The sequence below is a fragment of the Azospirillum endophyticum genome, assembly GCF_016595245.1.
GTDB lineage: Bacteria > Pseudomonadota > Alphaproteobacteria > Azospirillales > Azospirillaceae > Azospirillum > Azospirillum endophyticum.
This window is the reverse complement of the sequence record NZ_JAENHM010000084.1, coordinates 150,126-171,406: the sequence shown is the minus strand read 5'-3', so window position 1 is coordinate 171,406 and position 21,281 is coordinate 150,126. Positions and strand designations below refer to the sequence as shown.

Below are 21,281 nucleotides of genomic sequence, written 5' to 3'. Positions count from 1 at the left end.
ACACGACCAGACCCGCTTCCCAAACTCCGGATTCAGATATGCTCCAGCAGCTTCCCGTGGATGTGACCCATACCCTTCCCGTCGACGGTTATGCCGGCACGCTGGCCGGACGGGTCTGGCGGCCCGGCATCGGCCCGTCGGTGGTGGCCTTGCGCGCCGACGGCGTGTTCGACGTCACCGCCGCTTTCCCGACCATGAGCGACCTCGCGTCGCGCCCCGATCCGGCGGCGGAGCTGGCCGCGGTGGCGGGGGAGCGCATCGGTGCGCTGGCCGACATCCTGGGCAACACGCCGCCGGACGGCCGCGATACCGGCGCCCCCTGGCTGCTGGCGCCGACCGATCTCCAGGTTCTGAAGGCGGCCGGGGTCACCTTCGCCGTGTCGATGCTGGAGCGGGTGATCGAGGAGCGCGCGCGCGGCAATCCCGACGCCGCCGAGGCGATCCGCGCCGAGGTGCAGCGGCTGGTCGGCGACGATCTGGCGGCGCTGAAGCCCGGCTCCGAGGCGGCGATGAGCCTGAAGGAAGTGCTGATCGCCCAGGGCGCCTGGAGCCAGTATCTGGAGGTCGGCATCGGTCCGGACGCGGAGGTCTTCACCAAGGCCCCCGTCCTGTCGTCGGTCGGCACGCTGATGGATGCCGGTCTGCACCCGAAATCGACCTGGAACAACCCGGAGCCGGAGGTGGTGCTGATCGTCGCCCCCGACGGGCGCATCACCGGGGCGACGCTGGGCAACGACGTGAACCTGCGCGATTTCGAGGGGCGGTCCGCCCTTTTGCTGTCGAAGGCGAAGGACAACAACGCGTCCTGCGCCGTCGGTCCCTTCATCCGTTTCTTCGACAAGACCTTCACGCTGGACGACGTGCGGACCGCCGACGTCGCGCTGACGGTCGAGGGGCCGGAGGGCTTCCAGATGACGGGCCTGTCCTCCATCTCCCGGATCAGCCGCGATCCGGAGGACCTCGTCGCCCAGACCGTCGGCCCGGTCCACCAGTATCCCGACGGCTTCGCCCTGTTCCTCGGCACCATGTTCGCGCCGACCCAGGACCGCGACAATCCCGGCGGCGGCTTCACCCACAAGGAGGGCGACATCGTCACCATCGCGGCGCCCAAGCTGGGCGCCCTGGTCAACCGCATGCGGCCGAGCGACGCCTGCGAACCCTGGAGCGTCGGCATCACCGAGCTGATGCGCTCGCTCAGCCGGCGGGGCGCGCTGAAGGGGTGAGGGAGCGGGCGCTGCTGAGCATATGCCTGATCTGGGCGTAGCGCGCCAGCGCCTCCACCACCTCGAGCTGGGCATCGGGCCTCCAGCGGGCGGCGGTCAGGCCTTCGAGGATCATCCGCTTCTCGGCAGGCCCGAAGCCTGACAGCCGCTTCAGCACGCCGCGCAGCAGCGGCGGCAGCGGAACGGGCTGCGGGGCCGCCGCCCGGCCCGCCGCCGGCCCGCCGTAAGCGGTCAGGAACGTCGCGATCCGCCGGCCGTAGGCGGCCGGGCTGTAGATGTCGTCGCACAGCCGCGCCAGCCCGTCGAGCAGTTGCCGCCGGCTCATCCGCGCTGGTCGGATGTTGGTGTCGAACGGGCTGGCGGCACTCTGCGGGCTGGCATCGGCCAGCCGTCCCTCGGCGGCGAGGCGGTCGTGCAGCGGGGTCCCCGGCGGCGCCACCAGGGCGCCCACCGACAGCACCGGCACGGGGGACTCGTGGATAAAGCCGGCCAGCCGGTCGAAGATATCCGGCCCGTCGGCGTCGAAGCCGACGATGATGCCGCCGGATACCGCGATGCCGTGCGACAGGATGGCGGCCAGCGCGTCCGAGGTCGACTGGTACAGGTTCTGCCGCTTGCCGGCTTGGCGCAGGCTCTCCTCGTTGATCGTCTCGATGCCGATGAAGACGCTGTCCAGCCCGGCCGCCTTGCAGGCCGCCATCAGATCGGCATCGCGGGCGAGGTCGATCGACACCTGGGTCATGAATCGCATCGGCGCGTCGGCATGCGCCTCGTTCCACCGGCGCAAGGCGGCGAGCATGTCGTGCGCGCGGTTGCGGTAGACGGTGAAGTTGTCGTCGGCGAGGAAGACGCGGCGATAGCCGTGGCGATGCAGCACTTCAAGTTCGGCGACCACTTGGTCCGGGTCCTTGTGGCGCTGCTTGCGGCCGAGATACTGGATGACGTCGCAGAAGTCGCACTGGAACGGGCAGCCGCGGGAGGTCTGGATCGCCCCCAGATTGGCGCCCTGGTTGGGGTAGAGATCCCAGCGCGGTAGCGGGGAGCGTCGGAGATCGGGTCGCGTCCCCTGGTAATGGTCGCGCGGCTTTCCGGCCGCCAGATCGGCAAACAGCTCCGCCGCGATGTCCTCGATCTCGCCGGTGACCAGCACGTCGGCGTGGGGCCGCACATCTTCCGGGCTGAGCGAGGCGTAGGAGCCGCCGATCACCACCCGCCGCCCCAAGGCGCGATAGCGGTCGGCCAATCGCAGCATGCGGTTGCGCTGGGACACCTTGCCGGTGATCGCCACGATGTCGGCGTCTTCCGCGGCGGGATGGTCCGGCAGCGGGGTGATCGCCTCGTCGGTGAGGCGGATGTGCCAATTCGGCGGCACGAAGGCGGCCAGGGTCGTCGTCGATAGGTCGGCTACCGTGGTGCGCCCGCCGAGATCCCAGGCGGCGAAAACATCGGCCGTGTGGTAGCTGGGGAAATCCGCCGCCGGGTTGATGATGTGTATTCGCACCTGCACCCGCTCCCGTCCGCCATCCAATCCGATCACCGCGGATTAGGGGCTGAACAATCACGCGCGGGCAAGGCATTGTTGCGAGGAAGAAGGCTACAGGCGCACGACCCGGTTGCGCCCGGCGATCTTCGCCCCATAGAGCGCCTTGTCGGCCCGACCGACCAGAAGTGCCGGGGTGTCCCCGATTCGGAAGGAGGTGACGCCGAGGCTGACGGTCTTGCTGTCGACCACCGGTACGCGGCTTTCCTGGACGGCCTTCCGCATCGTCTCGGCCACCTGTTCGGCCTTGTCGGACGGCGTGTTGGGAAGGATCGCCAGAAACTCCTCTCCACCCCACCGCCCGAAGGTGTCGCAGTCGCGCAGCATCCGCTTCATCACCTGGGCCACATGGACGATGACGGCATCGCCGACATTGTGGCCGTGACGGTCGTTCACCTGCTTGAAATGGTCGATGTCGATCAGGATGACCGAGAAGGTTTCGCCGTGCCGGTTGCTGCGGCTGATCTCCTTATCAAGGGTGACGTCCAGCATCGCCCGGTTGCTGAGCTGGGTGAGCTTGTCGGTGATCGACAGGCGCGTCAGTTCCCTGTTCGACGCTTCCAGGTCGCGGGTGACGGCGTCGATGAAATGGACGAGGTGGGACACCACCCGGGAATGCTTGTTGGCGTAGGGATCCGCCACTTCCGCCGGAAGCTCGGCCGCCGGGGGGACGGCAGCGCCTTGTGCGATCCGCGGGCCCTCGCGCATGCCGACTGCCACCATCGTGGAGTTCAGAAGGTGCAGGCCGTGCCCCTGGCCGAAGAATTCCCCGTAGGTGTAGAAGCCGGCGGTCGGCGCGATCGTCTGGAAAGGCGCGGTTTCCAGGTCGGCGTCTTCCTGCATGAGGAAGCGGCGGCAGCCGCAGGTATAGAGAAAGACCGCTTCCGGGGCGAAGCGGCTCATGGTGTCCTGGATGGTCCTGGCCTCCGCGACGATCATGGACGGATTGCCGTAGCCGAGCCGGAACGTTTCCCCTACCCCGATATCGGCGACGAAGCGCAGGGCGCCGCCCGGCTCCACCGCAATCGGCACCCTCGCCAGCTCCTGTCCGTCGCGCTGGAACAGGAACGGGAATTCCAGCCCGTTCAGGAAGAAGTTCCGGTCGTCGGGAATGCCGAGGTATCGTCGGTAGATGTCGAAGGCCGGGCCATCGTCCACCGTCCTGACCAGCGTGCCCTCCACGCCGGTGACCGTCATTTCCCGGCTCAGCGGCTGCCAGCCGAGATAGGTCCTGCGCTCGATCGCCAACGCACTGCCGAAGAACAGGACGGCGACGGCCCCTCGTTCGAAGCAGGTCGTGCCGAGGCTGACCAGCGACCGTCCCATGACGGCATAATCGCCCGCTCCACCCCCGAACACCGGGACGTCGGCCGCGGTGTCGGCGATGCCGCGCAGCAGCTGGGCGGCATCGAGGCTGAGCGGTGTCGCCAGCAGAAGGAGGCCGGCCGGAGGCTCGCCGCCGCCTGCCGCCGCCCGGCCGATGCGGCTGCCGGCCGCGTGCTCTTCGCCCGGTTCACAGGCGAAGGCGACCGGCACCAGATCGGTCGAGTCGAAGAAGGAGAGGGCGAGCGTCGTCGTGCCGACCACGGTTCGCCCGTCGGCCACCTCGCCGACCGTGGTCGCCCCGATCACGACGGCCTTGGGGAGGGCGCGCAAAGCCTCTCCGGCAACGGTTTCGATCCATTGCCGATCGGTCGGCGCCGAGAATATCTGGACGAGGATCGAGCGGGCGCGGGCGCCTTGCTCTCGGATGTCCGAGGACGACAGCGCGTCGGACAGCGTCGCGACGTCCGTGAAGTGGAGGTTCCGTTGCCTCAACCGTCGAAGCCCCTGCCGACCGAGCCGGGGCGACTATAGGAGCGCGGAGGGAACAGCGTCAACTTGGTTACGGCGGGCTGCCGGAGCAGCGAATTCGGGTTGAGGTCCCCCTCTCATCCTGTGCCCGCGGGCTGCGGCCAAAGCAAAGGCTCTCGGTCCCGGGATGCCGGGACCGAGAGCTTCGGCGAGCGGCCATCAATCCACCGCCGGGGTCAGGCCTCCAGTTCCAGTGCGCCGCCGGAGACCGTGCCCGGCCGCGCCTGTGGTCCACCCACCGACCGCAGGTGCAGGCTGCGCCATGCCGGCTGGTAGCGGCCGTTCGCATCGGCCGAGACCACCACGGCATCGCCGTCGCGCACCGCGGTGACGCGGGTCACCAGCCCGGCGCCGTCCCGCCAGGCGGCGGTGTCGCCGTCGTCGTCGTAGAGCAGGGCCGTGGCGCCGGCCGCATCGCCATAGGCCACCAGTTCGCGCTCGGTGTCCGTCGCCGGATCGACGCGCTGACCGGCGGCGCCCAGCGGCAGCAGGGCGCCGGACCGCACGAACAGCGGGGCGCGGCCGAGCGGGGCCGCCACCGTCGCGACCGCTCCGCCCGGATGGTGCGTGCCGTCATGGAACAGGTACCAGCCGCCGGGATTCTCGGGCAGCCGCACCGACCGGCTGTCCGCTCCCGGCTCCAGCACCGGCGCGACCAGCAGGTCGGGGCCGAGCATGAAGGCGTCCTCGGTCGCGACCGCACCGGGATCGTCGGGGAAATCGTAGAACAGCGGACGCACCACCGGCTCGTCCGCCTCCGCCGCCCGCCACATCCGGGTATAGAGATAGGGCATCAGGCGGTAGCGCAGGCGGATCGCCTCGCGGATCGGGGCGATGACTTCCGGGTGCATCCAGGGCAGCGTGGTGACGCCGTCGCTGTTCCAGCTGTTCATCATGAAGCGCGGCCAGAAGGAGCAGAACTCGACGAAGCGGCAGAGCAGCTCCGGCCCCGGGCTCGGCCCATGGAAGCCGCCGGTGTCGTGCCCGATGTCGAACATGCCCGACAGGCTCATGTTGAGCCCTTGGGTCAGGTTGAAGCGCAGTGTCTTCCAGGCGGTGGCGTTGTCGCCCGACCAGGTCTGGCCGTAGCGCCACAGCCCGGCCGAGCCGCCGCGGGTGATGGTGTAGGGCCTCTTGCCGGGCGCCCAGGCCGCCTGGGTCTCATAGGCCAGCTTGGTCATCAGCAGCGCCTGGGCGGGACGCGCCAGCGTCTGGGGGAAGGGCCGGCCGTCGCCGGCCGCCACGGCATCCTCGTCCCAGATCTCGTATTCGTTGTTGTCGTTCCACACCGACACCATGCCGGGGGCGAGCAGCGCCGTCTCGATCCCGTTGCGCCACCAGTCGCGCGCCTTGGCGTTGGTGAAGTCGAGATGGTAGCCGAGCCCGTCCCAGAACTGCGCCACCGCCGGCTCGCCGCTCTCGCCGTCGCTCACCAGCCCGCCGACCCCGGTCACCTCCGACAGGCGGGGATGGTCGTCGAGCAGGCAGGGCTTCAGGTTGGCGACCGGGTGCAGCCCGGCGGCGTTCAGCTTGGCGAGCGTCGCGGCCGGATCGGGGAACTTGTCGTGGTTCCAGTTGAAGGCGTAGCGCCGCCCGCCGATCATGGTGTAGCCGGAGCCGAAATGGAAACTGTCGCAGGGGATGGCGTGCTCGGCGCAGCGGTCGACGAAGTCGGCGATGCGGGCATCGGCGTCGGCGGCGTCGGCGATCGCCATCGAGGTGGTGGCGAAGCCCAGCGTCCATTTCGGCCCGAAGGCATGGCCGCCGGTCAGGCGCGAGAAGGCGCGCACCACGTCCGGAACCCCCGGCCCGGCGAAGACGTAGGCGTCGAAATCGCCGTCGTCGGCGCGGTAGGAGCGGAACGTGCCGTGGTAGTTGTCGATGGTGGCGCCGAGGTCGATCTCGGCGGTGGCGAGGTTGTCGTAATAGACCCCGTGCGCGCCCGTCGGCCCGGCGACCAGGACGAAGGGGATCATCTTGTAGAGCGGGTCGCTCAGCTCGGCGTCGAAGCCGCAGGGATCGACCGCGTCGACGCGGAAGCGGCGGCCGGTGCGGTCCAGCGGGCCGGCCTTGTCGCCCACCCCGTAATGGCGTTCGTCCACGGCGCGCTCGACGAAATGCGAGAAGGCGTGGGTCTTGCGCGAGACGAAATAGGCCTGGGTGCGGCGGTCCTGCAGGAAGGGAACGTCCTCGCCCGCCCGGTACCAGGCGATGCCGAAGGGCTCCAGCGTCACGACGGCGCGCAGCTTGATCCCCCGCAGCGTGACCGTGCCCTCGCCCTCCTCGATGTCGGCGGAGGGGCAGGCGAAGCCGGTCAAATCATCGCGGTCCCGCCCCGCATAGGACGGATCGGCGCGGTCGGGCGCCACCGCCCAGCCGCGGTCGAGGCGGTAGCCGCCGTCGCGCCGCATCACGACGCGGCCGAGGTCGTCCTCCAGGAAGCCGATGCGCAGATCGACGCCATGGTCGAGTTCGAACAGGGCATAGATGCCGTCACGCCCGCGGAAACGGGCTCGGGTCAGGGCCTTCATGAAGGACTCCGGGCGAGAAGGGGTTCGGGACGGCAGGCGAGGCCTGCGGCGTCGAAGCGGTGGAGATGGTCGCGGCTGAACCGCACCGGCAGCACGTCGCCGCGGGCAAGACGGCTCTGACCGTCGCAGCGGATGGTGAGCGGAACGTCGTTGGGACCGGTGGTGTAGAGGAAAGTCTCGCCGCCGAGCTGTTCGACGAGCTCGATCCGCACGGTCAGGTCGGCCTCGGCCTCCTGGCAGGGTTCGACATGCTCGGGCCGGATGCCCAGCGTCGCCGCCGTGCCGGCCGCCTCTCCCTTCACCAGTTCCGTCGGCAGCAGGTTCATCCGCGGCGAGCCGATGAAGCCGGCGACGAAGAGGTTGGCCGGCCGGTTGTAGAGGTCGAGCGGCGTGCCGATCTGCTCGATCCGCCCGCCGTTCAGCACGACGATGCGGTCGGCCAGCGTCATCGCCTCGACCTGATCGTGGGTGACGTAGATCATCGTCCCGCCGATCTCGGCATGGAGGGCGGCCAGCTCCTTGCGCGTCGCCACCCGCAGCTCGGCGTCCAGGTTGGACAAGGGCTCGTCGAACAGGAAGATCTTGGGGTCGCGCACGATGGCCCGGCCGATGGCGACGCGCTGGCGCTGGCCGCCGGACAGGGCGGCGGGCTTGCGTTGGAGGTAGTCGGTCAGCCGCAGCATGCGGGCGGCGCGGTCCACCCGCGCCGATATCTCCGCCTTGGCGATCCCCATGTTCTCCAGCGCGAAGCTCATGTTCTGGTGGACGGTCATGTGCGGGTAGAGCGCATAGGACTGGAACACCATCGCCAGCCCGCGGTCGGAGGCGGCAAGCCGCGTCACCTCCGTCCCGTCGATGTGGATGTCGCCCGCCGTGACCGTCTCCAGCCCGGCGATGACGCGCAGCAGCGTCGATTTCCCGCAGCCCGACGGGCCGACGAAGACCACGAACTCGCCGTCGGCGATGCTGAGGTCGATGCCCTTCAGGACGGCGGTGGCGCCATAGTCCTTGCGGATGCCGCGAAGCTCCAGTCCGGCCATTTATTTCATCCCCGTGTTCGCGATGCCGCTGGTGATGAAGCGCTGCAGGAAGGCGAAGACGAGCGCCACCGGCAGCAGGGTCACCACGGTCATGGCGAGCAGATAATGCCATTGCGTCTGCAGCTCGCCCTGGAAGGCGTTGAGCGCGATCGGCAGCGTGTGGACCTCGGTCTTGGTCAGGACGGCCAGCGGCCACAGGAACTCGTTCCAGCGCCACATGACCGAGAAGATCGCCAGCACCGCCAGCGCCGGCATCGACAGCGGCATGACGATCCGGGCGTAGATGCGCCATTCCGACGCCTTGTCCATCCGCGCCGCCTCGATCAGGTCGCGCGGGATGGTCAGCATGTACTGGCGCAGCAGGAAGACGCCGGTCGGGGTGGCGGCACCCGGCAGGATCACCGCCCACAGCGAGTCGACGAAGCCCAGCTTGGTGACCACCAGATAGACCGGCGCCAGGATGATGGTGATGGGGATCATCAGGGTGCCGATCACCCCCAGCATCGCCAGCGACTTGCCGCGGAACTCGTAGATGGACAGGGCGTAGGCGGCCATCGAGTTGATCACCAGCGTGATGATGGTCGCGACCACCGTCACCACCAGCGAATTGCGCAGGAAGCGCAGGAAATCGAACTGGGTCAGCGGGTCGGTGTAGTTCTCGACCGCCAGCGCCATGTGGCGCACCGGCGTCCGGCGGTCGGCCGGCACGCGGATGGTCTGGCCGGGTTCTTTGGGATCAACCATCTGGGCGACGATGCCGACGCGGCGGACCTGCGCCAGCTCGCGGACCGAACCGTCCTCCATCGTCACCCGGAACAGCGGCAGGGGCTGCGGATAGCCCTGCACCGACACTTCGCTCTGCGCCATCGGCAGCAGCGACGGCGGAAATTCCAGCAGGGCGGCGGGCGTCTTGAAGGACGACAGCGCCAGCCAGGCCACCGGCCCGAACATCAGCAGCACGCCCAGCGCCAGATAGGCATAGCTGGCGACGTCGGTCCAGTGCCAGGAGGCGCCGCCGCGACGGGCCAGGAGCAGGCGGCTGAGTTTTCCGGTGCGGAGTTTTCCGGTCATGATGCCCTCCGCCGGGTCAGGAAAAGCTGGATCAGGGTCAGGACGAACAGCACGGCGCCCAGCAGCACCGACGCGGCGCCGGCCAGCCCGAAATTCTGCACCTGGTTCGCGAAGGCGGTGGTGTAGATGTACTGGACGACCATCATCGTCGCCGTGCCGGGTCCGCCGCCGGTCAGCACGAACACCTCGTCGAACACCTGCACCGAGCGGATCAGCACCAGCACCAGCACGACCAGCAGGTTGGGCCAGAGCAGCGGCAGGGTGATGCGGTGGAAGACGCGCCAGGGGCGGGTGCCGTCCATCTCGGCGGCCTCGTAGACGTCGCGCGGGATTGCCTGAAGGCCGGCCAGCAGGATCAGCGTGTAGAAGCCCATATGCGCCCAGACCGAGACGAAGACCGCCCAGAACATCGCCCAGCCGGGATCGACGAAGAACAGGATCTTCTCGCCGCCCGCCGTGGTCAGCACGGCGTTGAGCAGGCCGTCGCGCTGCAAAATCCATTTCCAGATCAGCGCGACGACGACCGGCGACAGCAGGACCGGGAAGAAATAGACCGCGCGGAAGAAGCCACGGCCGCGGATGGGCCGGTTCAGCACCAGCGCGGTGACGAGCGAGAACAGCACCATCGCCACCATCTGGAAGACGGTGAAGGTCAGCGTATTCCCCACCCCGCGCCAGAACAGATCCTCGCGGCAGCTCGCGGCTTCCAGGTAGGATCCGCAATCGAGCAGGCGGGCGTAATGCTCCGCCCCGACATAGGGCCGCTCCGACGGGAACAGCGCCGTCCCGCCCGTCACCGAGAAGACGATGTTGATCCCGATGGGCAGGAAGACGAACAGCCCGAAGAAGACGAGGTTCGGCAGCAGGAAGACGTAGGGCATGCGCAAGGCGCCGATCAGCCGCTGCACCGCCCGCATCGGCGGGTCGGTGAGGCGCATCAGGGCGTTGGCGCTCCCCGTGGTGACGGCGGCCGCGGCGGACGGACCGCGCGCGGGGGCACCGTGCGATCTAATGGTGTCGGTCATGATCCACCGCCCATGGTTGGAGCCAGGGCAATCGCTTATGGCAATCATGATCCTAGACAAGGAAGCCCGTCATTCCCGCGAAGGCGGGAATCCAGCCATCTCAGTCGCTTTGCACGAGAGTTTTCTGGATCCCCGCCTGCGCGGGGATGACGTAAGTCCCTTCATAGGACTCCAGAGTCCAAATGCGATTGCCGCGGGGTTGGGGCAATTTCCGGGAGTCACTGCTTCTTCTTGCGCTCGGCGATCTGCTGGGCGACGTCGCTGGCGATGCGCTGATAGGCGTCGTCCAGGGTCGTTTCGCCGACCACCACCTGGCCGAGGCGGCTGATGGCGGCGTTGAAGACGATGCGGCTGCTGGGATCGCCCTGGATGCGGTAGGCCACCGGATCGAGCTTGCCCACCGCGTCGCCGAACACCTTCAGCGCGGCGGCTGCCTGCGGCGAGGCCGACTTGTAGGCGATGCCTTTCTTGGCGAGGCCGATATGGCCCGGCACGAAGAGGGTGCGGGCATAGAACTCGCTGGCGACCTCTTCGCTGGCGAGATAGTCGAGCAGGCGCCCGACCTCGGCCGGATGGCTGCTGGTCTTCAGTGCGACCAGCGCTGCGCCGCCGGGCATGCTGGAACAGTTGGCCGGACCGCAGGGCGTCGGCACCGCGATCCAGTCGAAGGCGTCGCCGATGGTCTTGTCGAACTGCGCGGTCTGCCAGGATCCCGATTCGTAGAAGACCACTTGAGCGTTCTTGAATTCCTCGTTGGCGCCGCGATAGGCGGTGCCGGACACGGCGCCCCACAGCTCCTTCGACATCACGCCGGACTTGTGCCAGTCGACGACCAGCTTGGCGGCGCGCTTGAATCCGTCATCGACCGGCTTCAGCTCGCCGCCGACCTCGGCCATCTGCGCCCCTTGCGAGACGGCGAGGCCGAAGAAGCGGTGGCCCGAGCGGTCGAAGGCGACGGGGAACGGCGCCTGCACCTTGTCGGCGACCGCCTTGGCGGCCTTGCCCCAATCCTCCCAGGTCGCGTTCGCGCCCGGCATGGCGACGCCGGCCTGTTCGAACAGCGTCTTGTTGACGAAGGGGCCGGTCACCGTCAGCTGCGTCATGTAGCCGGGGATCGCGGTGGTGTTGCCCGGGACCCGCATCCATTGCAGGAACGGCCCGTAATTCTGCTCCCAATAGGCGGCGTCCTTCACATGGGCGCGGACATCCATCAGGTAGGGGGCGAGGCCGCCCATGTCGGTGATGCGGGCGAGGTCAGGACCCTGGCCGGAGGCCAGCTGCACCGGCAGCGTCTCGTTGATCGCCTTGAAGGGGACCTGGTCGAGGACGATTTTGACGTCCTTGTTCTTGTCCTCGAAGCGGCGGAGCAGGTCGTTCATGACCTCGCCCTCGTTGCCGTCGGAATACCACATGATGCGCAACGTGGTCTGGGCCTGCGCCAGGGCCGGGATCCCCGCGGACCCGAGGACCGACAACGCCAGCGCACAGCCGGCCACCCATGCTGTCCTTTTCATTGCGTTTCCTCCTGTGGGGGCCCTCCCGGACCCGTGCCGGCCCTTTGCCGGATTGATAGTCTTGCGGGTGCCGACGAGTGCCGGGAGACGGATTTTCCTCGGCGCCGCTCTTCGGACTTGAACATGGCAAACGTTTGCCTAAACTGTCAACAGGAATGTTCGATACACAAATGGAGTGGTTCATGAATGATCGGCGCCGTGAACCGGGCCAGAGTTCCGGACAGAACTCCGGACAGATTTCCCTGGCCGACATCGCGGCCGAGGCGGGGGTGTCGGTGTCGACGGTTTCGCGCATCGCCAACGGCGATCTCGGGCGGGCTTCCGCCGCGACCGTGGCCAAGGTGCAGAAGCTGATCGCGGATCGAGGTTATCGTCCGAACCCGATCGGCCGCAGCCTGCGCGGTGGCGACAGCCGGCTGGTCGCCATGCTGGCGCCCAACCTCGACAACCCGGCGATGGCCGCCATCGCCGCATCGACCGAAGCCGCCCTGCGTGCCGCCGGCTATGTGATGATCCTGTGCGACACCCACGACCGGTCGGATTTGCAGGACGAATATCTGCGCGCCATGCGCTCGCGCTTCGCCGAGGGGTTCATCGTCGTCAGCGCGGTCGCCAGCCCGGAGTTGGAGGCGTCGCTGGAGCGGGGCGAGCCGATCGTCTTCGTGAACCGGCGCAATCCCTATGGTGGCGGCCCCTTCATCGGGATCGACAACCGCCAGGCCGGGGCGGATGCCGCCGATCATTTGCTCACCTGCGGCGTGCGGGCACCGGCGGTGATCCACCCGGCGGATCTCTCCTCGACCATCCGGGAGCGGGTGGAGGGATTCCTCGACCGGCTGCGGGAACGGCGGCCGGACATGGCGGTGCGCCGCTGCGACGGGGCGGGGACCAACCATCTCGATTGCGGCCATGCCGCCGCGCTGCGGCTTGCCGCCGACGGCGGCTGGCCCGACGGCATCCTCTGCCCCAGCGATCTGATGGCCTACGGCCTGTTCCGCGCCGCCGGCGAGCAGGGGGTGCGCATCCCGGAGGACTGCCGCCCGGTCGGCATCGACGACAACGACCTCAACGATTGGATCGCCCCCTGGCTCAGTTCGGTCAAAATCCCCTACCACCGGTTCGGCGACGCGGTCGTCGCCAGCCTCCGCGACCTGCGGGCGGGAAACAGCGTCGGGGAGGTGCTGCTCGACCATCGCCTGGTTCGCCGCCGGTCGGGATCCTCCATGGCCGGGGATCCCGCTTGAGAGGCCGTGGCAACTTCGGGAGGTCTTCGCCGCATCCTGGGCATCCCCATTCCTATCCGTCGTAAGCCGGTCGGTGCCGCCCGATTTGGCCGGATGCCGATCGCGGCGGCTTGCCGTAGAGTCGGCTCCGCTTTCGATCGAGGGAAGAATGGACAACTGGAACGTCGACCTGTTTCTGGCCATCAACGGCCCGGCCGCACCGGCGCCATGGATGCTGCATCTGGCGATGGTTTGTGCGGAGGGCCTGGTCTATGTCGTGGCCGCTCTCGCCGCCGGGCTGTGGATGTGGGGGGCGCCGCAGCGGCGGGGCGGCCTGGTCGCCGTCGGCTGCGGCCTTCTGCTCGCGTTCGCGGTCAACACCGCGATCGGGATGGTCTGGTATCATCCCCGGCCCTTCGCGGCGGGCATCGGCCACCAGTTGATGGCGCACGACATGGCGACCTCCTTCCCCAGCGACCATGGGACGTTCCTCTTTACGGTCGGGCTGGGGCTGATCGCCACCGGGGCGGCGCGCCGGTGGGGGGCCGTGGTGCTGGCGCTCGGCGCCGCCACCGCCTGGGCGCGGGTCTATCTCGGCGTGCATTGGCCACTCGACATGGCGGGGGCCTTCATCCTCGGCGGCGTCTGCGCCCTGTTCGCCGTGATCCTGCGGCCGGTGGCCGACGCGCATCTGGCGCCGCTCGTCGAGCGCCTCTACCACCGGCTTCTCGACGGCCTGCGCCTGCCGCTCGCCATGTTCCCGCGGCGACGCTCCTCCGTCCGATGACCGGGCGGGCCCGATCAGGAGATGGGGTCGACCAGGAAATGGACCTGGAGCTTTCCGTGATGGGGTGAGCGTTCGACATGGGCGCTCACCCCGAAGACGTCCCGGATCGTCTCGGCGGTCAGCACCTCGTCCGGCGGTCCGGCGCAGACCACCCGCCCATGGTGCAGGATCGCGATGGTGTCGCAGAACAGCGCGGCGAGGTTGAGGTCGTGAAGCGCGACGATGCTCGTCGCCGGCAGGCGGCTGACGAGCGACAGGATCTCCAGCTGATGCCGGATGTCGAGGTGGTTGGTCGGTTCGTCGAGCAGCAGTTCGCTTGGGGTCTGCGCCAGGGCACGCGCGATGTGGGTGCGCTGGCGCTCGCCGCCGGAAAGGGTGTGCCAGAGCCGGTTGCGCTTCTCCGCCATGCCGACATGGCGCAGCGCACTCTCGACCGCCGCGTCGTCGGTGCCGGTCCAGGGCGAGAGCGGTCCGCGGTGGGGCGTCCGCCCCAGCCGGACGATGTCGAGTACGGTGAGCGGGGCCTCCGTGGTCGCCTGCTGTTCGACCAGCGCGACCCGCCGGGCGAGGATGGCGCGCGGCAGACCGGCGATGTCGGTGCCGCCGAGGGTGACGATTCCGGCGTCGACCCGGCGCAGACGGCCGATCAGGCGCAGCAGGCTCGATTTCCCCGACCCGTTGGGGCCGAGCAGGCCGAGCGTCGATCCCGCTGCCGCCTCGATGGTGACGCCGTCCACGATCATCGCGCCGCCGGCCGCCCAGCGCACGTCCTTGGTCCCTATGCCTCTGGTCGCAATGCTCACAGCGGCCGTCTCGCCTTGTAGAGGATGAGCGCGAAGGCGGGGGCGCCGAACAGGGCGGTGACCACACCGATGGGGAGGATCTGCTGGGGGACGACGATCCGGGAGACGATGTCGGCCAGCACCATGAACACCGCGCCGATCATGAAGGAGGCCGGCAGAAGCCGCATATGGCCGGGACCGACCAGGAAGCGCGCCGCATGTGGGACGACCAGCCCGACAAAGCCGATCGATCCGACGATGCTGACCATGGTCGCCGTCATCGCCGCCGTCAAACCGAACAGGACCAGGCGGACGCGCGTCACCGGGATGCCGAGTGCGGCGGCGGCATCGACGCCGAAGGCGAAGGCATCCAGGGCACGGGCGTGAAGGATGGCTATGGCGAAGCCGCCGACGGCGACCGGGGCTGCGAGGGCAACGTCCGGCCAGCGGACGCCGCCGAGACTGCCGAGCAGCCAGAACATGACGCCGCGCGCCTGTTCCGCATTGGCCGACGTCGTCACGATGTAGGAGGTCAGGGCGCTGAAGAGCTGGGACCCGGCGACCCCGGCGAGAATGATCCGGTCCGCCCCGGCTCCTGTGCCGGCCGCCAGCGCGCAGACCAGCGTGAAGGCCAGGATGGCGCCAGTGAAGGCGCCGCCCGACATCGACAGCGCACCGCCGCCAAAGCCCGCGATCATCACCGCGACGGCGCCCGTCGAGGCGCCGGCCGATATGCCCAGGACATAGGGTTCGGCCAGCGGGTTGCGGAGGAGCGCCTGGAGGATGGCACCGGACAGGGCGAGCGCCGCACCGCAGCAGGCGGCGACCAGCGCCCGGCTGAGCCGGTAATCCCAGATGACGCCCTCCTGGATCGGGCTGATCGCGAAGCCCATGCCCAACAACCTGTTGCCGACCGCCTTGGCGATGGTGCCGAACGGGATCGTCATCTCCCCGATCGAGACGGCCAGTCCGATGGCGAGGATGAGGAGGGCCATGGCAAGGGTGGTCAGGGCGAAGAGGGCCGGAGCCGGAAGGGCGGGCACGGCCCGCAGCCCCCATCGGCCGGCGATGGCCGGGTTGCGCATCACTCGGCCAAGCCGAACGCCTTGATGCCGTCGGCGAGCGCCTCGATGCCGTCGATCGTCCGGATCGTCGGGTTCATCGATTGCGCGTCCATCAGCACGAAGCGCTTCTTGCGGACGGCCTCCAGCTTGCCGGTGACGGGATCGCTTTCGAGGAAGGCCAGCTTGACGGCGGGGTCGTCGGCGGCGTAGCGGCGGCGGTCCATCGTGGCGATGACGATGACCGCCGGATCGGCGGCGGCGATCCTCTCCCAGCTCACCAGCGGCCATTCCTCTTCCGTGGTGACGACGTTCCTGGCGCCCAGCGCCTTCACGATGTAGGCCGGCGCGCCGTTCCTGCCGGCGACGAAGGCATCGCCCCGCACCTCCTTGCTGGAGAACCAGAAGACGACCGGCACGCCCTTGGCCTTGCCGCCGGCGACGCCAAGGGCAACGGATGCGACGGCGGCGGCCTCGCGCTTTCTGAGCGCCGCGACCAGCGCCTCGCCCCGGTCCCCGACGTCGAAGATCCGGGCGAGGTCCTGGATCTCCCGATAGACGAGATCCATGGTGAACATCTGCTTGCGCAGGCCGTCGCCACCCCCTGAGTTGTCCTTCTCGACGCAATCCGCGGGCGAGATGTAGGTCGGGATGCCGAGCTGCGTGAACTGCTCCCGCTTGGCCACCGAGCCGTTGGGGCCGACATGCCATTCGAACTGGGCCGCCACCAGATCCGGTTCCCGGGCGATCACCGCTTCGAAGCTCGGATCATTGTCGGCCAGACGCCTGATCCTGGCATTCTGCGCTTCGAAGGGTTTCATGACCGGCCCCATCCAGACCGCCGTCCCGACGATCCTGTCGGCCAGCCCCAGCGACAGCAGAATCTCGGTGGTGTTTTGGCCGAGCGCCACCGCCCGCGTCGGCGCCTTGTCGAAGGTGACGGACATCCCGCAATTGTGGATTGTCAGCGGGTATCCGGTCGCCTCGGCCGCCGAGGCCGAAGCGGTTACGAGGCCGAGCCCGGCGAGACCTGCGCAAAGGGCCAGCGCGGCCCGGCGCAAGGCGGGAAAGTGAGCGGCGTTCGGCATGTTCGATCCTGATGTCGGTGCGGCCGGAGGTCGATCCGGTCCGATGTCGATTGGGAAGGGAAGCACACGCTCCCATGATCGCTGGCGTCGGTTCGATCGGAGCAATCCGGGTTCTGCGGTCCGTTGTCAGCCCGCCGGGGCACGCATCCGGTCGAAGGCCGCCCAGACGCCGTCCACCCCGTCCCATTGGCCGCTGGTGGCGCCCTTGGAATATTCGGTGGCGCGCTGCTCGAAGAAGTTGGCGTGCTCGACGCCGTTCAGGATTTCGACCAGCCAGGGCAGCGGGTGCGGCTTCACCGGCTCGTAGCCGCCGTCCGCCGGCCTGAAATAGCCGTAGAGGGTGGGCAGCCGGAGTTGTGTCAGCCGCCAGTCGGCGACGTAGCGGACATAGGCCCGGATGTCCTCCGGCGTCATCCCCTGCACCGGCCCCAGGCCGAAGGCCAGGTCGATGAAGCGCTCCTCCAGCCCGACCATGGTGCGGCAGACGTCGAGGATGTCGTCGCGCACGGCGGGGGTCATGGCGCCGGTCTCTCGGTTCCATTCGTGGAACAGCCGGATGATGCCCTCGCAATGCAGGCTCTCGTCGCGCACCGACCAGGTGACGATCTGGCCCATCCCCTTCATCTTGTTGTGGCGCGGGAAGTTCAGCAGCATGGCGAAGCTGGCGAACAGCGCCATGCCCTCGGTGAAGGCGCCGAACATGGCGAGCGTGCGCGACACGTCGGCCACCGTGCCGACGCCGAAGCCGTGCATGTAGTCGGCCTTGTCGCGCATCTCCGCATAGTCGCGGAAGGCGGCGAACTCGGTCTGCGGCATGCCGATGGTGGTCAGCAGCAGGGCGTAGGCGTCGATGTGGACCGTCTCCATGTTGGTGAAGGCCGCCATCATCATCTGCACTTCCAGCGGCTGGAAGATCGGCATGTAGCGCTTGAGGTAGTTGTCGCTGACCTCGACGTCGCTCTGGGTGAAGAAGCGGAAGATCTGGGTCAGCAGGTTGCGCTCGCCGTCGGTGACGCGGTCGGAGGTCCAGTCCTTGATGTCCTCGCCGAGCGGCACCTCCTCGCCCATCCAATGCACCTGCTGCTGCTTCTTCCAGTAGGCGTAGGCCCAGGGGTAGCGGTCGACGTTGTAGGCGGCGGAGCCCTGCAGCAGGCCGACGCGGCCGGTGCCGATCAGGCTCATGGGGTCGAGGTCGAGAAGCGGGGGCATGGCGACGGATCCGTGATGGCGGGAAGGGACTGCGCGGTCGGACCGCCGGTCACTGGCAGGCGAGGCATTCCTCGTAGTCGGTGCGCGGCGCCTGGATCGCCTCGGCCTTGCCCGCCATGCGGTCCTTGCCGGCGAAGGCGGCGCGCTGCACCGACTTGGAGCGGCAGTAATAGAGGCTCTTCAGCCCCTTCTCCCAGGCGGTCCAGTGCAGCATGTGCAGGTCCCACTTGTCGATGTCGCCCGGCAGGTAGAGGTTGATCGACTGGCTCTGGCAGAGGAAAGGCGTGCGGTCGGCGGCGAACTCGATGATCCAGCGCTGGTCGATCTCGAAGGCGGTGCGGAAGACCGCCTTCTCGTCGTCGCCGAGGATGTCGAGGTGCTGGACCGAGCCCTCATGCTCGATGATCGACTGCCAGATCTCCGGCCGGTCGGCGCCCTTGGCGGCCAGCAGCCTTTCCAGATGCGGGTTGCGCACCGGCATCGAGCCCGACAGCGTCTTGTGGGTGTAGATGTTGGCCGGGATCGGCTCGATGCAGGCGCTGGCGCCGCCGCAGATGATGCTGATCGAGGCGGTCGGCGCGATCGCCAGCTTGTGGCTGAAGCGCACCATCATGTCGCGCTCGGCGGCGTCCGGGCAGGGGCCGCGCTCATGGGCCAGGGCGACCGAGGCGGCGTCGGCGTCGCGGCGCAGCTTGCGGAAGAAGCGCAGGTTCCACACCTTGGCCATGGCGCCCTCGAAGGGGATGCCGCGGGCCTGCAGGAAGGAGTGGAAGCCCATCACCCCCAGCCCGACCGAGCGCTCGCGCATCGCCGAATAGACGGCGTTCTCCATGCCAGCCGGCGCGTCCTCGATGAAGCGGGTCAGGACGTTGTCGAGGAAGCGCAGAACGTCCTCGACCAGCCCCGCCTCGTCGTTCCACTCGTCCCAGGTCTCCAGGTTCATCGAGGCGAGGCAGCAGACCGCCGTGCGGTCGCGGCCGAGATGGTCCTTGCCGGTCGCCAGCGTGATCTCGCTGCACAGGTTGCTGGAGCGCACCGACAGGCCGAGATCGCGCTGGTGCTTGGGCAGAGCGCGGTTCACCGTGTCGCCGAACAGCAGGTAGGGTTCCCCGGTCTGCATGCGGGCTTCCAGGATCTTCTGCCAGATTTGGCGGGCGTTGGCTTGCCTCAGCACGGCGCCGCTCTTCGGGCTGACCAGCGGGAAGGGCCTGTCGTCGCGCACCGCCGCCATGAAGGCGTCGGTGATGACCACCGCATGGTGCAGGTTCAGGCTCTTGCGGTTGAAGTCGCCGGACGACTTGCGGATCTCCAGGAACTCCTCGATCTCCGGATGGTGGATGTCGAGATAGACGGCGGCCGAGCCGCGGCGCAGCGACCCCTGGCTGATCGCCAGCGTCAGGCTGTCCATCACCCGGATGAAGGGAATGATGCCGGACGTGCTGCCGTTGCCCTTCACCGCTTCGCCGATCGAGCGGACCCCGCCCCAATAGGTGCCGATGCCGCCGCCGTTCGACGCCAGCCGGACATTCTCGTTCCAGATGTCGACGATGCCGTCCAGCGAATCCGGAACGGCGTTGAGAAAGCAGGAGATGGGGAGGCCGCGGGTGGTGCCGCCGTTGCTCAGCACCGGGGTCGCCGGCATGAACCACAGGCGGGAGATGGCGTCGTAGATCCGCTGGGCGTGCGCGGCATCGTCGGCATAGGCGGCGGCGACCCGGGCGAACAGATCCTGGTAGCCCTCGCCCGGCAGCAGGTAGCGGTCGTCCAGCGTCGCCTTGCCGAAGGCGGTCAGCAGGGCGTCGCGGCTGCGGTCGATGCGGATGACGGAGGGGTCGGGCGGCGTCCAGCGCTGCGTCGGGGCACGGCCGCCCGACAGAGCGGACATGTGCCGGGCGTGCGCCGGCGGGGTCCCGTGACGGTCGAAGCCGCCGGCCGGTTCCCGGCCGTCTGCCGGACGGGGGTCTGCCGGATCCTGGGTGAAGTCCCGGGCGAGGTCTTGAGCGAGCGCCGGCATCCGTGGTCCCTTGTTCTCGTGCGGCGGGACGACACGGGAGCACGACTTGCGGCGAGGGCGGGCGGGAAACGCCGCGGATCGGCAAGCGCACCACCGGGACACCCCGCCCGTGGACGTTCATTCGGTTACGGCAGGTCTCCTGGCTCGCGGGTCACCGCGGCTTCGTCCGGCCTTCCCGGTACCGCCCCTGGAAAGGGGATCGGCACCAGTGGCGCTGAAAACGACGAAACCGCTCTCCGCTCACAGTTGCGGGGGCAGCGCCGGCATTGCCGCGTTCAGCGGCTCACCGACTTCCCTCTTAGCCATGCATCTTGTGGGTACATGGAACCGTAACGCTAGATACGGTAGGCGGAGGCGGAGGGGGCGTCAAGCGCTTTTACGTCCGGCGTCATGGCCGTCAGGAAGCTGTCAGATCTGGAGCACATACTGTCCGCAAGGCCCGCAGTTCGCGGCATGAGCAACCCAATGAATCTGTGTTGGAGGAAACGATGAGCAGGACGTCGCCGACCGTCCGCCCCGCCGTCGCGGGCGCACCCGTCGACCCCGTGGCGGCCGCGATCCCGGCCAGCCCCTTGCTGGAGGTGTCCGGCGTCACCTTGCAGTACAAGACGTCGGACCATCTGGTGACGGCCACCTACCGCGTCGATTTCCAGGTCTTCAAATCCGACCGCTATGTCCTGCTCGGCCCGTCGGGTTGCGGGAAATCCACCCTGCTGAAGGCCATCGGCGGCTATCTGGAGCCGGTGGAGGGCGCCATCCGGCTGAACGGTCACGAGGTGACCAGGCCCGGTCCCGACCGTATGATGGTGTTCCAGGAATTCGACCAGCTCCTGCCCTGGAAGAGCGTGCGCGAAAACGTGCTGTTCGCGCTGACCACCAGCGGGCGCGCCAAGGGGGCCGAGGCGGCCGAGCGCACCGACCATTACATCAACAAGGTCGGTCTGGCGAAGTTCGCGCACAGCTTCCCGCACACGCTGTCCGGCGGCATGAAGCAGCGCGTCGCCATCGCCCGCGGCATGGCGATGGAACCGGACGTCCTGCTGATGGACGAGCCCTATGCCGCGCTCGACGCCCTGACGCGCCGCCGCATGCAGGACGAGCTGCTGCGCCTGTGGGACGACACGAAGTTCACCGTGCTGTTCGTGACCCATTCCATCGAGGAGGCGATCCGGGTCGGGACGCGCATCCTGCTGCTGTCGCCGCATCCGGGGCAGGTGAAGGCCGAGCTGAACAGCATCCCGCCGGAACAGCTCGGCACCGCCGCCCAGGCGGAGCTGGAAGCCCGCATCAACGACATGCTGTTCGTCCATTGAGGCCCG

16 protein-coding genes and 1 riboswitch are annotated in these 21,281 nt (G+C 68.5%); of the genes, 4 read left to right on the top strand and 12 right to left on the bottom strand.

Going from position 1 to position 21,281, the window contains the following annotated elements:
- Positions 1-38: 38 nt before the first annotated feature.
- Entirely contained in the window at positions 39-1,223 is a 1,185-nt protein-coding gene (locus JHL17_RS33525; RefSeq protein ID WP_247894002.1) for a fumarylacetoacetate hydrolase family protein, read from the top strand.
- Here JHL17_RS33525 and JHL17_RS33520 read toward each other — a convergent pair.
- From JHL17_RS33520 to JHL17_RS33490, 7 genes are all read right to left on the bottom strand, one after another.
- A complete protein-coding gene (locus tag JHL17_RS33520; RefSeq protein ID WP_200198978.1) occupies positions 1,195-2,724 on the bottom strand; it encodes a radical SAM protein in 1,530 nt (509 codons plus the stop codon). The genes JHL17_RS33525 and JHL17_RS33520 overlap by 29 nt on opposite strands.
- A 93-nt stretch (positions 2,725-2,817) precedes the next feature.
- Positions 2,818-4,581, bottom strand: coding sequence for a sensor domain-containing diguanylate cyclase (locus JHL17_RS33515; protein ID WP_200198977.1), 1,764 nt, complete (start codon positions 4,579-4,581; stop codon positions 2,818-2,820).
- A gap of 212 nt (positions 4,582-4,793) precedes the next feature.
- Positions 4,794-7,148: a glycoside hydrolase family 31 protein gene (locus tag JHL17_RS33510; protein WP_247894001.1), complete on the bottom strand. Its 2,355-nt coding sequence runs from the start codon at positions 7,146-7,148 to the stop codon at positions 4,794-4,796.
- On the bottom strand, positions 7,145-8,188 hold the full coding sequence (locus JHL17_RS33505; protein WP_200198976.1) for an ABC transporter ATP-binding protein: 1,044 nt from the start codon (positions 8,186-8,188) through the stop codon (positions 7,145-7,147). Before JHL17_RS33505 ends, JHL17_RS33510 begins: the two co-directional genes overlap by 4 nt.
- Positions 8,189-9,259 carry a carbohydrate ABC transporter permease gene (locus tag JHL17_RS33500; RefSeq protein WP_200198975.1) on the bottom strand — a complete coding sequence of 357 codons (1,071 nt, stop codon included), beginning with the start codon at positions 9,257-9,259 and terminating at the stop codon, positions 8,189-8,191.
- Positions 9,256-10,284: a carbohydrate ABC transporter permease gene (locus JHL17_RS33495; protein WP_200198974.1), complete on the bottom strand. Its 1,029-nt coding sequence runs from the start codon at positions 10,282-10,284 to the stop codon at positions 9,256-9,258. Before JHL17_RS33495 ends, JHL17_RS33500 begins: the two co-directional genes overlap by 4 nt.
- Before the next feature lie 218 nt (positions 10,285-10,502).
- Complete coding sequence (locus tag JHL17_RS33490; protein WP_200198973.1) at positions 10,503-11,798, bottom strand: ABC transporter substrate-binding protein; 1,296 nt, start codon at positions 11,796-11,798, stop codon at positions 10,503-10,505.
- A 182-nt stretch (positions 11,799-11,980) separates the two neighbouring features.
- On the opposite strand from JHL17_RS33490, the gene JHL17_RS33485 reads away from it, so the two are divergent.
- Together JHL17_RS33485 and JHL17_RS33480 are read left to right on the top strand one after the other, a co-directional pair.
- The gene (locus tag JHL17_RS33485) at positions 11,981-13,042 is read left to right on the top strand and encodes a LacI family DNA-binding transcriptional regulator (RefSeq protein ID WP_200198972.1); all 1,062 of its coding nucleotides are present in this window, start codon (positions 11,981-11,983) and stop codon (positions 13,040-13,042) included.
- A gap of 148 nt (positions 13,043-13,190) precedes the next feature.
- On the top strand, positions 13,191-13,808 hold the full coding sequence (locus JHL17_RS33480; RefSeq protein WP_200198971.1) for a phosphatase PAP2 family protein: 618 nt from the start codon (positions 13,191-13,193) through the stop codon (positions 13,806-13,808).
- 14 nt (positions 13,809-13,822) lie between these two features.
- Here JHL17_RS33480 and JHL17_RS33475 read toward each other — a convergent pair whose 3' ends face one another.
- The 5 genes from JHL17_RS33475 to JHL17_RS33455 all read right to left on the bottom strand — a co-directional run bounded on the left by JHL17_RS33475 (position 13,823) and on the right by JHL17_RS33455 (position 19,962).
- Positions 13,823-14,575, bottom strand: coding sequence for an ABC transporter ATP-binding protein (locus JHL17_RS33475; RefSeq protein ID WP_345773929.1), 753 nt, complete (start codon positions 14,573-14,575; stop codon positions 13,823-13,825).
- A gap of 32 nt (positions 14,576-14,607) precedes the next feature.
- Complete coding sequence (locus JHL17_RS33470) at positions 14,608-15,633, bottom strand: FecCD family ABC transporter permease (protein ID WP_425599672.1); 1,026 nt, start codon at positions 15,631-15,633, stop codon at positions 14,608-14,610.
- A gap of 41 nt (positions 15,634-15,674) precedes the next feature.
- Positions 15,675-16,739 carry an ABC transporter substrate-binding protein gene (locus tag JHL17_RS33465; RefSeq protein WP_200198969.1) on the bottom strand — a complete coding sequence of 355 codons (1,065 nt, stop codon included), beginning with the start codon at positions 16,737-16,739 and terminating at the stop codon, positions 15,675-15,677.
- Positions 16,740-16,865: 126 nt separating this feature from the next.
- A complete protein-coding gene (locus JHL17_RS33460) occupies positions 16,866-17,948 on the bottom strand; it encodes a ribonucleotide-diphosphate reductase subunit beta (protein ID WP_200198968.1) in 1,083 nt (360 codons plus the stop codon).
- A gap of 49 nt (positions 17,949-17,997) precedes the next feature.
- A complete protein-coding gene (locus JHL17_RS33455) occupies positions 17,998-19,962 on the bottom strand; it encodes a ribonucleoside-diphosphate reductase subunit alpha (protein ID WP_425599671.1) in 1,965 nt (654 codons plus the stop codon).
- Positions 19,963-20,074: 112 nt separating this feature from the next.
- A riboswitch (cobalamin riboswitch) is annotated at positions 20,075-20,309 on the bottom strand.
- Positions 20,310-20,450: 141 nt separating this feature from the next.
- On the opposite strand from JHL17_RS33455, the gene JHL17_RS33450 reads away from it, so the two are divergent.
- The gene (locus JHL17_RS33450) at positions 20,451-21,275 is read left to right on the top strand and encodes an ABC transporter ATP-binding protein (protein ID WP_200198967.1); all 825 of its coding nucleotides are present in this window, start codon (positions 20,451-20,453) and stop codon (positions 21,273-21,275) included.
- Positions 21,276-21,281: the final 6 nt, after the last annotated feature.

Coding starts and splice junctions, on each gene's coding strand:
- JHL17_RS33455 (WP_425599671.1), bottom strand. CDS start 19,962: ATGCCGGCGCTCGCTCAAGACCTCGCCCGGGACTTCACCCAGGATCCG.
- JHL17_RS33465 (WP_200198969.1), bottom strand. CDS start 16,739: ATGCCGAACGCCGCTCACTTTCCCGCCTTGCGCCGGGCCGCGCTGGCC.
- JHL17_RS33525 (WP_247894002.1), top strand. CDS start 39: ATGCTCCAGCAGCTTCCCGTGGATGTGACCCATACCCTTCCCGTCGAC.
- JHL17_RS33450 (WP_200198967.1), top strand. CDS start 20,451: ATGAGCAGGACGTCGCCGACCGTCCGCCCCGCCGTCGCGGGCGCACCC.
- JHL17_RS33480 (WP_200198971.1), top strand. CDS start 13,191: ATGGACAACTGGAACGTCGACCTGTTTCTGGCCATCAACGGCCCGGCC.
- JHL17_RS33495 (WP_200198974.1), bottom strand. CDS start 10,284: ATGACCGACACCATTAGATCGCACGGTGCCCCCGCGCGCGGTCCGTCC.
- JHL17_RS33460 (WP_200198968.1), bottom strand. CDS start 17,948: ATGCCCCCGCTTCTCGACCTCGACCCCATGAGCCTGATCGGCACCGGC.
- JHL17_RS33500 (WP_200198975.1), bottom strand. CDS start 9,259: ATGACCGGAAAACTCCGCACCGGAAAACTCAGCCGCCTGCTCCTGGCC.
- JHL17_RS33505 (WP_200198976.1), bottom strand. CDS start 8,188: ATGGCCGGACTGGAGCTTCGCGGCATCCGCAAGGACTATGGCGCCACC.
- JHL17_RS33490 (WP_200198973.1), bottom strand. CDS start 11,798: ATGAAAAGGACAGCATGGGTGGCCGGCTGTGCGCTGGCGTTGTCGGTC.
- JHL17_RS33510 (WP_247894001.1), bottom strand. CDS start 7,148: ATGAAGGCCCTGACCCGAGCCCGTTTCCGCGGGCGTGACGGCATCTAT.
- JHL17_RS33485 (WP_200198972.1), top strand. CDS start 11,981: ATGAATGATCGGCGCCGTGAACCGGGCCAGAGTTCCGGACAGAACTCC.